The 11,590-nt window shown below is 69.2% G+C and carries 11 protein-coding genes; 3 read left to right on the forward strand and 8 right to left on the reverse strand.

Annotated elements, in window-relative coordinates:
* Positions 1–86 precede the first annotated feature (86 nt).
* The 4 genes from ADBZ6K_RS15520 to ADBZ6K_RS15535 all read right to left on the reverse strand — a co-directional run bounded on the left by ADBZ6K_RS15520 (position 87) and on the right by ADBZ6K_RS15535 (position 4,432).
* Positions 87–1,214: an adenylate/guanylate cyclase domain-containing protein gene (locus ADBZ6K_RS15520; protein WP_526348173.1), complete on the reverse strand. Its 1,128-nt coding sequence runs from the start codon at positions 1,212–1,214 to the stop codon at positions 87–89.
* A 4-nt stretch (positions 1,215–1,218) separates the two neighbouring features.
* Positions 1,219–2,493 (reverse strand): GAF domain-containing protein, encoded by a 1,275-nt coding sequence (locus tag ADBZ6K_RS15525; protein ID WP_526348175.1) that lies wholly within the window; start codon positions 2,491–2,493, stop codon positions 1,219–1,221.
* Between the two features lie 90 nt (positions 2,494–2,583).
* Positions 2,584–3,366 (reverse strand): acetoin reductase, encoded by a 783-nt coding sequence (locus ADBZ6K_RS15530; RefSeq protein ID WP_526348177.1) that lies wholly within the window; start codon positions 3,364–3,366, stop codon positions 2,584–2,586.
* A 16-nt stretch (positions 3,367–3,382) separates the two neighbouring features.
* Complete coding sequence (locus tag ADBZ6K_RS15535) at positions 3,383–4,432, reverse strand: 2,3-butanediol dehydrogenase (RefSeq protein WP_526348179.1); 1,050 nt, start codon at positions 4,430–4,432, stop codon at positions 3,383–3,385.
* 146 nt (positions 4,433–4,578) lie between these two features.
* Between ADBZ6K_RS15535 and ADBZ6K_RS15540 the strand changes: the two genes are divergently transcribed.
* Positions 4,579–6,408 carry a flavin-containing monooxygenase gene (locus ADBZ6K_RS15540; protein ID WP_526348181.1) on the forward strand — a complete coding sequence of 610 codons (1,830 nt, stop codon included), beginning with the start codon at positions 4,579–4,581 and terminating at the stop codon, positions 6,406–6,408.
* On the forward strand, positions 6,405–6,905 hold the full coding sequence (locus ADBZ6K_RS15545; protein ID WP_526348183.1) for a DNA-deoxyinosine glycosylase: 501 nt from the start codon (positions 6,405–6,407) through the stop codon (positions 6,903–6,905). The genes ADBZ6K_RS15540 and ADBZ6K_RS15545 overlap by 4 nt, the downstream gene beginning before the upstream one ends.
* A gap of 163 nt (positions 6,906–7,068) precedes the next feature.
* Here ADBZ6K_RS15545 and ADBZ6K_RS15550 read toward each other — a convergent pair whose 3' ends face one another.
* On the reverse strand, positions 7,069–8,475 hold the full coding sequence (locus tag ADBZ6K_RS15550; protein ID WP_526348185.1) for an amidase: 1,407 nt from the start codon (positions 8,473–8,475) through the stop codon (positions 7,069–7,071).
* A gap of 120 nt (positions 8,476–8,595) precedes the next feature.
* On the opposite strand from ADBZ6K_RS15550, the gene ADBZ6K_RS15555 reads away from it, so the two are divergent.
* Positions 8,596–9,015: an HIT family protein gene (locus ADBZ6K_RS15555; RefSeq protein ID WP_526348188.1), complete on the forward strand. Its 420-nt coding sequence runs from the start codon at positions 8,596–8,598 to the stop codon at positions 9,013–9,015.
* Positions 9,016–9,040: 25 nt separating this feature from the next.
* On the opposite strand, the gene ADBZ6K_RS15560 is transcribed toward ADBZ6K_RS15555, so the two are convergent.
* The 3 genes from ADBZ6K_RS15560 to ADBZ6K_RS15570 all read right to left on the reverse strand — a co-directional run bounded on the left by ADBZ6K_RS15560 (position 9,041) and on the right by ADBZ6K_RS15570 (position 11,505).
* Positions 9,041–10,090: an LLM class flavin-dependent oxidoreductase gene (locus tag ADBZ6K_RS15560; RefSeq protein ID WP_526348190.1), complete on the reverse strand. Its 1,050-nt coding sequence runs from the start codon at positions 10,088–10,090 to the stop codon at positions 9,041–9,043.
* Between the two features lie 40 nt (positions 10,091–10,130).
* Positions 10,131–10,349 carry a hypothetical protein gene (locus ADBZ6K_RS15565; protein ID WP_526348192.1) on the reverse strand — a complete coding sequence of 73 codons (219 nt, stop codon included), beginning with the start codon at positions 10,347–10,349 and terminating at the stop codon, positions 10,131–10,133.
* A 331-nt stretch (positions 10,350–10,680) separates the two neighbouring features.
* Positions 10,681–11,505 carry a uracil-DNA glycosylase gene (locus ADBZ6K_RS15570; RefSeq protein WP_526348194.1) on the reverse strand — a complete coding sequence of 275 codons (825 nt, stop codon included), beginning with the start codon at positions 11,503–11,505 and terminating at the stop codon, positions 10,681–10,683.
* Positions 11,506–11,590 lie beyond the last annotated feature (85 nt).

Consider the following 11,590-nt stretch of genomic DNA (forward strand, 5'->3'; position numbering starts at 1 on the left):
ACAGCAGCACCCGCCCGAGCGTGCGCACTTGTACGCAGATACCGGCGTTTCGATGTACAGACGCGCACGCCCGCGGTAAGGGGATTTCAGTCGGCGGAACGGCGGGCGCGGAACAGTCGCACAGAGTCCTTGATGCCCTTCAGATGCCGCGAGCCGGCGTACGACCACGCGAATCCGTCCGCCTCGCCGACGGCGTCACGCGCGGATTCGGACAGCAGCACCGAACCCGGCCTGGCCACCGCGCCCACGCGACTGGCGAGGTTGACCGTCCCGCCGAACCAGTCCCCCGCCCTGCTCACCGCCATCCCCGTGGCCATGCCGACCCGGAGCCGGGGAAAGCCGTCATCGGAGTCGGCGGCCTCCACCAGCTCCAGCACCGCGTCCAACAACGCCGCCGGATCGGTGCTGACCAGCATCACCTCGTCACCGATGGTCTTGATGAAACGTACCGGCGGGTCCGCCACGTCACGCGCCAGATCGGCCAGCCGAGTGGCCAGCTGCTCGAGATCCTCCGGCGGCACCACCTCCCCGAGCCGGGTGAAGCCGACGAGATCGGCGAACGCAACGGTGATGAGCCGCGCACCGGGCAGCACCACCCCCTCGGCACGCTCGGACGCGCTGATCGCCTCGGTCTCCATCGCATGACGCAACTGCACCAGCAGCATGCTCTGGATCATCGGCCCGAGTAGCGGCGAGGCTTCGCGGACCAACGCCTCGGAACCCCTGGCGATCTCCAACTCCGTCATCCCCGGACGGGCGACCGCAGCCAGCGCGGCGTAGCGCATCACCTCCGCGGCGCGCGCCAACCCCTCCGCGAGCACCCTGGTGATCAGCACGATTTCATCTGGTGCGATGCCGATGTCGATAAACCGCCTGGCAAATCCGGCGGCCTCCGCGTCGGCCCGCAACAGCACTTCGGCATCCGGGTCGTCCACCGCTGCCAGGCCCATCGCACGCTGCAATCGCTGCAATAGATCGAGTTCGATACCGGTCTCGTCGCTGACCTGACGTGCGGCGACACGCGCCCCGCCGCCTCCGATCACCCGCCGGGAGGCCAACAGCATCGGCGACGCCTCACCGCGGATCTCCTCTTCGGTGAAGCCGCGCTCCGACAACCAATCGATCAGCTCCGCGCGCTCGACGCGGGCGTCGCCCTCGAGTCCATCGAGCAACTCGGACGATTCGAAACGCTGGCTTGCTGACTCGTCGGCCACCGAGTCACGGTATACCGCGGGCCGCCACGACCGCCGGTGCCGTCGAACCCGCGAGCAGCAACGCCATATCCGCGGGATACTGCACGTTCACGGCCGTCGTCTCCGCGAACCGGTAGGGCTTGCCCGCGACCAGCCCCACCAGCTGCTTACGCAGCCGCGACATCTCGGCGCGGACCGTGACCACCCGCGACCGGTCGCCGTAGAGATCCTCGGCCAGTTCCGGCGCAGACCGGCCGTGCCGGTGCAGGGACAGCACGAGCAGGATCTCGGCGTGCCGGGTCGAGATCCGCTGCCGCCAGCAGCCGAAGTCGCCGACCATGTCCAGCGTCGGTTCGGCGCTGTCGCGAAGGTCGAGTGTCACCCGCGATTGGGCGGGACCCGGCTGGGTGTCATCGGCGATCCGGACCAGCCAGCCACCGGGTAGCGACTCGACGTCGCAGCTGCCGAGCGAAGGTATCCAGGCCCGGCCGGGCACCCCCTTCTCCGGCAACAGGATTCGGTTATGCGGCGGCAGAGAATCCACCGCAGCCACCCAGCCGTCCGAATCGACGGCCAGCGCGGGACCACCGATCCTGGCGAGGATCGGCGCGGCGACGGTGCGCAGCCGGTTGAGCGTCCGGTCGTGCGCCTCCCGCAGCTGCGATTCCGCCAGGCGGGCGACCAGGTCGACCAGCGCGACGGTGGTCGGGTGCACCGTCGACGCCGGACCCGACACATCGACCACGCCGATCACGTGGCCGGTGCGGGGGTCCCGGATCGGTGCCCCCGCACAGGTCCACGAGTGGTGGCTGCGCAGGAAATGCTCGGCGGAGAAGATCTGCACCGCTTGGTGGGACACCAGCGCCGTGCCGATGGCGTTGGTCCCCACCGCGTTCTCGCTCCACGCGGCGCCTTCCACGAACCCGAGCCGGTCGGCGTGGCTGAGCAGGCGGGGAGATCCCGAGCGCCATAGGACCCGTCCGCGCGCATCGGCGATCACCAGGATGTTGCGGCCGTCATCGATCACCGACTCCAGCCCGCGCGAGACGTCGTCGAGCACCGACAGCAGCCCGGAGGACTGACGCAACATGTCCAGCGCGCTGCTGTCGACGTCGGGCGGTGAGTGGTGTTCGGGGTCGATGCCCTTGCCGAGCAGTCGTTTCCAGGACTCGGCAACCACGTCGCGGGGCCGGGCCGGCGCCCGGGTCCCCGCCATGGTCGCGTCGTACACCTCGGAGAGCAGCATCGCGTAGGAGCGCGGATCGTCACCGGCGGCGACTGCGGGCTCGGGAGCGGTCATCGTGTCACCACCTCCCCGATCGACCCGTCCCGGAACGAGCCCGGGTCCGTCTCGATTGTGCTCCTCGTCACACCCGGCCGCCAGCCGGGGTCACCGGTAGACCAGGCCTCCGTCGATCATGACGGCCTGGCCGGTCATGTAGTCCGCGTCGGGTCCGGCCAGGTAGGCGACGAATCCGGCGACGTCTTCGGGGGTCTCCGGGCGGCCGAGCGCGATGCCGCCCGCGTACTTCTCGAAGGTCTCTCCCTCCGCGGCGCCGGTGAGCTCGGCGAACTTCTTGTCGATCTCCACCCACATGTCGGTGCCGACGATACCGGGGCAGTACGCGTTGACGGTGATGCCGTCGGAGGCGTACTCCTTGGCCGCCGCCTGCGTCAGGGCGCGCACCGCGAACTTGCTCGCGCTGTACACGCCGAGCATCGCGAACCCGTCGTGGCCGGCGATGGATGACGCGTTGATGATCTTGCCGGGACGGCCGAGTTCCTTGAACTTCGCGGCGGCGGCCTGGATGCCCCACAACACGCCGTCGACATTGATGGCCCAGACCTTGGCGGCCTGCTCGGGCGTGGTGTCGGCGATCGCCTCGACCAACGCGATGCCCGCGTTGTTGACCATGATGTCGAAGCCGCCCAATGCGTTCGCCGCATGCTCGACCGCACCGAACACCTGATCGCGGTCACTCACATCCGCGACCAATGTGGTTGCCTTGGAGCCGATTTCACTGATTTCGTCGGCGACGGAGCTGATGCCGTCCTGCCGCACGTCGACCAGCGCGATGTCGGCGCCGTCTCGGGCGAGCCGCAGCGCGATCCCCCGTCCGATGCCGCGTCCGCCGCCGGTGACCAACGCGACCTTGCCCGTCAATGAACTCATGTTGTCAACCTCCGCTTTACTGAACTGCCGGGTCGACGAGCACCTTCATCTTGGTGCCCGCGTGCAACGCCTCGAATCCTTCTTCGATGACGTCGTCGATGGGGATCCGGGTGACCCACCCGGTGGTGTCATAGGTGCCCTGGGACATCAACGCGATGACCGCCTCGAAATCGGCTCCGGTGTAGCACAGCGAGCCCTGAATCCGTGACTCGTTCATCACCAGGTTGAGAAGCGGTGTCTCCAAAGGCTTCTCGTAGATCGCCACGCTGATCATCGGTTTGCGGGAACCTACGCTTTCCAGTGCCGTCCTGACCGCGGGAGCCACGCCGGCCGCGTCGAACACCGCGTCGGCCTTGACGCCGTCGGTGTGGTCGGCGATGAAGGCGGGAACGTCGATCTGGGTCGGATCCAGCGTGCGGGCGCCGAGCGCCTCGATCGACGCACGGCGGGTGGGCGACGGCTCCACGACGAAGATGTCGTCAAGTCCGTTGCCCCGCAAGGCGAACCACAGCCCGATACCGATCGGGCCTGCACCGAACACCATGGCCGTGTCCCCCGGGCTGACATCGCCCAGCGTCACGGCGTGATAGGCCACCGACATCGGCTCGACCAGGGCGCCCAGTTCCAGCGAGACGTTGTCGGGCAGCTTGTGCAGCATGTCGGCGGGCACGACGGTGTACTCGGCCATACCGCCGTCGGACATCAGGCCGTGGAAGGCGATCTTCTGACACACGTTGTAGTTGCCCGCGCGGCACGGGGAGCATTGCCCGCACTTGTAGACGGGCTCGATGCTGACCCGGTCTCCCTCGGCATAGCCGCTCACACCTGTGCCGACGTCGGTGATGGTGCCGGAGAACTCGTGACCGATCGTCAGCGGCATCGCCCGCCCGGTGAGCGGATGCGGCTCGGTCGGCACGAAGATCGGTCCGGCGTAGTACTCGTGCAGGTCGGTCCCGCAGATTCCGTTGAATCCGACCTTGACCTTGACGGTGCCTTCGGTGGGCTGGGGTTCCGGCACGTCATCGACTTCGATCTTGTTCGGCCCGTAGTACACAGCTGCTTTCATAACCCAGTTCTATGTGATCGCAACCACAGTTGGACAGGGTTGCAGGGGGTTGCACCACCTTTGGTGGCCGCACCGCCGCCGCGTCGGGCGTTGCAGCGGGTTGCAACGGTTGTGCCCGGTGTTACCCATGGTGTGCCCTGTCTCACATGACACAGACCATTGATGCACCGATCACGACCCGATCCCCACAGGAGCGTGTCGACGCCTGGCTGGCCGATTTCGAGGCCGCGTTGGCCGACCGCGACGTCGACCGCGTCGTCGGCAAGTTCGCCGTCGACAGCTTCTGGCGCGACCTCGTCGCATTCACCTGGAACCTCAAGACCGTCGAGGGCCGCGACGGCATCGCCGACATGCTGACGTGGCGGCTGGCCGACACCGACCCGTCGGGATTCCGGACCCGCGAAACCCCGACCGAGGATCTGTCCGGGGAGCAGCCGGTGACGTCGGCCTTCATCGAGTTCGAGACCGCCGCCGGGCGCGGGGTCGGTCACCTGCGCCTCAAGGGCGACGAGGGGTGGACGCTGTTGACGACCCTGCAGGAGCTCAAGGGGCACGAGGAACGCAAGGGGCCGACCCGCGTGCTGGGCGCCGTGCACGGCTCCGATCCCGACCCGCGGTCATGGGCCGAGAAGCGCGCCGAGGAGGAGGCCTCGCTCGGCCGCACCGTGCAGCCGTACGTGCTGGTGATCGGGGGTGGACAGGGCGGCATCGCCCTCGGCGCGCGGCTACGCCAGCTCGGCGTGCCCGCGATCGTCGTCGACAAGCACGAACGGCCGGGCGACCAGTGGCGCAAGCGCTACAAGTCGCTGTGCCTGCACGACCCCGTCTGGTACGACCACCTGCCGTATCTGCCGTTCCCCACCAACTGGCCGGTGTTCGCGCCGAAGGACAAGATCGGCGACTGGCTGGAGTTCTACACCCGCGTCATGGAGGTGCCGTATTGGTCGAAGACGACCTGCCTGTCCGCGTCGTTCGACGAGGACGCCAAGACCTGGACGGTCGAACTCGACCGCGACGGGGAACGGCTGACATTGCACCCCACCCAGTTGGTGCTGGCCACCGGCATGTCCGGCAAACCCAGCGTGCCCACACTGGCCGGTCAGGATGCGTTCCGCGGCGACCAGCACCATTCCAGCGCGCATCCGGGCCCCGATGCCTATGTCGGCAAGAAGGCCGTGGTGATCGGCTCCAACAATTCGGCGCACGATATCTGCAAGGCGCTCTTCGAGAACGGCGTGGACGTCACGATGGTGCAGCGTTCGTCGACGCACATCGTGAAGTCGGACTCGTTGATGGAGATCGGTCTCGGTGGGTTGTATTCAGAGCGGGCGGTGGCGTCCGGGATGACGACGGAGAAGGCGGACCTGACGTTCGCGTCGCTGCCGTACCGGATCATGCACGAGTTCCAGATCCCGGTCTACGACGCGATCCGCGAGCGCGACAAGGACTTCTACGCGCGGCTGGCGGCGGCGGGCTTCGACCTGGATTGGGGTGACGACGGTTCGGGTCTCTTCATGAAGTACCTGCGCCGCGGGTCGGGCTATTACATCGACGTCGGGGCATGCGAGTTGGTGGCCGACGGGTCGATCAAGCTGGCCCACGGTGGGGTCTCCCATCTCACCGAGGATTCGGTGGTGCTGGCCGACGGCACCGTGCTGCCCGCGGACGTGGTGGTGTACGCGACGGGCTTCGGGTCGATGAACGGCTGGGCGGCCGATCTGATGGGACAGGACGTCGCCGACAAGGTCGGTAAGGTGTGGGGGCTCGGCAGCGACACCGCCAAGGATCCCGGGCCGTGGGAGGGTGAGCAGCGCAATATGTGGAAACCCACCCAGCAGCCCAACCTGTGGTTTCACGGCGGCAACCTGCACCAGTCGCGGCACTACTCGCTGTATCTGGCGCTGCAGCTCAAGGCCCGGCACGAGGGCATCCCGACGCCGGTGTACGGGCTGCAGGAGGTCCATCATCTGACGTGACGCTGACCGGCACCCAGGACCTGTTGACGGGCCTGCCGCCGATCATCGGCGGCAGGCCGCGGCTGCTGATCCTCGGCAACATGCCGAGTGTCTCGTCTTTGGGCGCCGGGCAGTACTACGCCAACCCCCGCAACGGCTTCTGGCGGATCACCGGTGCGATATTCGGATTCGACCCCGGCGCACCCTATCCCGTTCGCGTCGACGCGCTGATCGCCGGCGGCGTCGCGGTGTGGGATGTGCTGTACGCATGCAGGAGGGTGGGCAGCCTGGACTCCGCGGTGGAACGGAACAGCATGGTGGCCAACGACTTCGGCGCATTCTTCGCCGGCAACCCGTCGATCGTGCGGGTCTACTTCAACGGCGCCGCTGCGGAAGCCAACTACCGCAGGCTGGTGCGGACCGACTGGCCCGCGACGTTTCTGCGCCTACCCTCGACGAGTCCGGCGAACACCATCCCGTTGGCGGCCAAGCTGGATGCATGGCAGGCGGTCGAGTAGGCCGGCCGCGTCCGCGTTAGCCGCGTCAGCCGCGAGCGTGCGCGGTCGTACACGACACGCCGCGCAACGGCGTACGAATGCGCACGCTCGCGGCGGAGAGGGGGCTGGTAGCGAGGGGCTGGTAGAGAGAGGGGGCTGGGTGGAGAGTGGGGAGGGGGCCGGGTCAGGACAGGGGCGGGCGGCGGTGTGCCCACGGGCGCACCTGTTCGAGCTGGGCGCTCAGCGACAGCAGGGTGGCCTCGTCAAAAGGCCTGCCCACCAATTGGATCGACAACGGCACGCGATTGCGGTCCAGCCCCCACGGCACCACCGCCGCGGGCTGTCCTGTCGCATTGAATGCCGCCTGGAACGGCACCCTGGCTGACACCATTGTCAGCGTGGAGACACCGCCCAGTCGGCGGTACGCCCCAATACGCGACGGGCCTGCGGCCGTCCCCGGCGTGATCACCACGTCGACGTCATCGAAGATCGATTGCACACGCGCGCGGATCGCCGGTTCGGCGGCGCGGATCGCGGCGATCCGGCGATCCGAGATCAAGCCGCCGATGCGGGCGAACCCGCGCGTACGCGAGTCCAGCCGCTGCGGATGCGGCAGCGCGCGGACGTCATCGTACGCGCCGCGAAACATCCGTGGCAGCACATGCCCGTAGACCAGCGACCGCGGATAGTCCGGATCACGCCGGCACACCCGGTGGCCCAGGTCCCGCAGCACCGCCTCTGCCTCGTCGATGGCGGCCCGCTGGTCGCGGCCCACCCTCGCAATCAACGTTGGAGGAACCTTGGTGCTCAACGCGATTCGCAATCGGCCCGGGTCGCGCGAGGCGGCGCTGACGAAGCCGGGGGCGGCGGTGCCATCGGCCGTGACATCGGCCGTGACATCGGCCGTGACATCGAGGAACAGCGCGGCGTCCTCGACCGTCCGCGCGATCGGGCCGTTGACCGCCAACCCGCACCAGGCGTCGTCGTGCGGTGCGATGGGCACCCGGTCGCGCTGCGGCTTGAACCCGAACAGCCCGCACCACGTCGATGGGATCCGGATCGAGCCGGCCCCATCTGAGCCCAGCGCCATCCCGGCCATACCCGCGGCGACGGCCACCGCGCTGCCGCCGCTGCTTCCGCCCGGCGTGAAGTCGGCATTCCAGGGATTTCGGGTGGCGCCGAAGGTGATGGTCTCGGTGAACGACCACAGCATCATCTCCGGCACCGCTGTCTTGCCGACGATCACCGCACCCGCCGCGCGCAACCGGCGCACCGCCTCGGCGTCCCGCGTTGCCGCCGGGCCGTGGGCGGCACTGCCGCACGTCGTCACCTCGCCGGCCACGTCGATGTCGTCCTTGATCGCGATCGGCACCCCCAGCAGCGGCAGCCGCTCCCCCGCGTCGATACGGGCCTGCGCGGCGGCGGCCGCCGCACGCGCCGAATCCGCCAGCACCACGCGAAAGGCCCGCAGTTCGCGATCCAGACGTGCGATGCGGTTCAGGTAGAGCTCGAGCAGGTCGGGGGCGGTGACGGAGCCTGCGGCAAGAAGCCGGGCCTGCTCGGCGGCGCCCGCGAACGCAACGTCGTCCACGGGACGCATTCTCCCCCCGCTCTTGCCGCAGCGGGGGCGGACCGGGCAACCGCACGATCGCCTCGGCCCCCGCGACGCGGGTGCCGCAGGGCCGAGCGGTCAACCGGTTACCGTGGCGGGATGTCGTGCGTGTTCTGCGCCATCGCCGCCGGTGACGCACCGGCGATCCGCATCTATGAGGACGAGGCGTTGCTGGCAATCCTCGACATCCGGCCGTTCACCCGCGGCCACACCCTGGTGATCCCGAAGGCGCACACCGTGGACCTGACCGACACCCCGCCGGAGACGGTCGCGGCGATGACGGCGATCGGCCAGCGGATCGCAAGGGCGGCACGGCGTTCCGGCCTGCACGCCGATGGCAACAACATCGCGATCAACGACGGCAAGGCCGCCTTCCAGAGCGTGTTCCACGTCCACCTGCACGTGGTGCCGCGGCGCAACGGCGACAAGTTGTCGTTCGCCAAGGGCATGGTCGTGCGGCGTGATCCCGATCGGGAGGAGTCGGGCCGGCTGCTGCGCGAGGCGCTGTCGCGGATCTAGCGGTCCGCGCGGCTCAGGACAGCGCTCAGAACAGTTCCTTGGCGAGCAGTTCCAGCGTGGCGTTGCGGGCCGGCGCGGTCGCCGGTTCGGTGCCCCGGTAGGCCGAACCCACCGGGTTCACCATCACCTCGTCGACGCCGAACTCGTCGGCCAGCGCGCGCAGCTGATCGGCCGCCTCGGCGGGGTTGCCCACGACGGCCTTGGCCCTGGCCACGTCGGCGACGGCCTGTTCACGCGGGGTGAGCGCGGTGGCCTGTGCGTCCTCGACGATGTCGAGCGCGTGCAGCGGCTTGCCGGTGCGCAGCCACGCCATCATCTGCAGGTGCGGCAGGAGGAGGGCCTCGGCCTCTTCGCGGGTCGGCGCCACCGACGCGTTGACCGTCAGGAACGTCACCGGCTCGGCGGCCAGCACACTCGGCACGAACTCCGAGCGGTAGACCTCCAACGCCTCCGCGGTGCCCTGCCCGGAGAAGTGGTGCGCGAACACGTAGGGCAGGCCCTTGGCGGCGGCCAGGTGGGCCGAGTACATCGACGAGCCGAGCAGCCACAGCCTCGGCTCCGACACCGCGGCCGGCGTGGCCTTGAGAATGTAGTTGTCCCGCATCAGGTCTCGCGGCAACGGGACGCGCACCCCGTTGGCGCTCATCAACGCCACCACGTCGTCGAGGTATTGCGGGAACGCTTCGATGTCGCGGTCGTCGCGACCCGCGGCCCCACGCAGCGCCAGGGACGTCACCGGGTCAGACCCCGGCGCCCGCCCGATGCCCAGGTCGATCCGGCCCGGGTGGGCGGCCTCCAGCAGCGCGAACTGCTCGGCCACCGCCAGCGGGGCGTGGTTGGGCAGCATCACACCGCCCGATCCCAGCCGCACCCGCGATGTCAGCGCAGCCAGGTGTGCGATCAGCACCGGCGGACTGGTGGCGGCCACCGCGGGCATGTTGTGGTGTTCTGCCACCCAGAACCGGGTGTAGCCGAGTCCGTCGGCGACCTGCGCCAGGTCGGTGGTCGCGGCCAGCGCATCCGAGGTGGACTGGTCGGTGCGCACCGGGACGAGGTCGAGGACGGAGAGCCGCATGGCTAGCTCAACGCGTCGAACCGCGGGGATAGTCCCGCGGCTACTCGTCGCAGCCGTGATCCAGCAGGAACGCGTCGTAGGCGGCGGCGATGTCGTCGGCCTCGGCATCGGGATGCTCGCGGGCGACCCGGTCGATGGCCGCTGTCGTCGCGGGCCCGAGGTCGCTTTCCGGGGCAGGCGCCTGGCCCTGGGTGATCGCGAGGTTCAGCTGCTCCTGGAACACCGTCCGCAGCTTGGACAGTGACGATTCGGTACGCACCTCATCAACTCCCCGGCGCCGACGCCCGGCGGCCCGGGCAGGTGAGGTGGCCCGGGTTGGCACCGGCCGGTGATCCATTTGCCCACCGTGGATCCAGTATCCGCACTGGCGCAGCCTCGAACCCCCCGGAAAATGGGGTGAGCGGAACGGTCATGGGGAGCATCGTCGCATTCCACGGCCGAAATCGCCGTGCGACCCGAGGTCACCGGAAACCAGCGGAATGCCCGTGAGCACCCGAAACCGGCCGCGATTCTCATTTTTGCCGTGATGGATTCGATGGGGTGCCGCCTATGCGTCGTGGCCGACAGAAGCTGTCGCCGAGCGGCGTCGTTCACAGTCCGGCGAGCACCCGGGCCCGGTCGAAGATGTCATCGAGCATCTGCGGGGTCAACCTTCCGGTGAAGGTGTTCTGCTGGCTGGGATGGTAAGAACCGATCAGCGTCACGCCGCGGTCCAGACCGGCGCTGGCACCGTGCCCGAACACCGGCGCACGGCCCCGGACGGCACCGCCGCCGACCCGACCCATCGTCAGGGCCGCTTTCCAGGCGAACCCGCCGAGCGCGACGACGACCCGTACGTCGGCGGCGGTGAGGCGCCACTCGGCGGCCAGCCACGGCGCGCAGGTTCGGCGCTCGTCGGGGGTGGGGGCGTTGCCCGGAGGTGCGCAGCGCACCGCCGCGACCACCCGGGCCGACGGGAATGACAACCCGTCACCGGCATCCACCGACGTCGCCTGATTGGCCAGCCCCGCCCGGTACATGGATGCGATCAGGAAGTCCGCGGACCGGTCGCCGGTGAACACCCGACCCGTTCGGTTGCCGCCGTGCGCGGCGGGCGCCAGGCCGACGACGAGGACGCGTGGGCGCGCCGCGCCCCACCCCGTCACCGGTCTGCCCCAATACGGCTGATCGGCGAACGAACGCCGTTTGTCGACGGCGACCTCCTCACGCCACTGCACCAGCCGGGGGCACGCGCGACACACGGACACCTCGGCATCGAGCCGATCCACAGCGTCGACGGCCCCGGCCCGCTCGACGACCTGGGCAGCCGTCGACGCCACCACCGTGTCGGGTGTGGCGGGGTCACCGGGCCAGCCGGTGCCGGGCCGCACCGGCGAGCCGAACAGCGCGCCGGTGCGCGGATGGGGCAGCTCCATGTCCCCACTGTGTCGGACCTCCCGAAAGAACTGGGTCCGACCGCACAAGAATGTGTCGGAACGCGCAAAACGCGTCGCGTCGGCC

Source organism: Mycobacterium sp., from assembly GCF_044223235.1.
Classification (GTDB): domain Bacteria; phylum Actinomycetota; class Actinomycetes; order Mycobacteriales; family Mycobacteriaceae; genus Mycobacterium.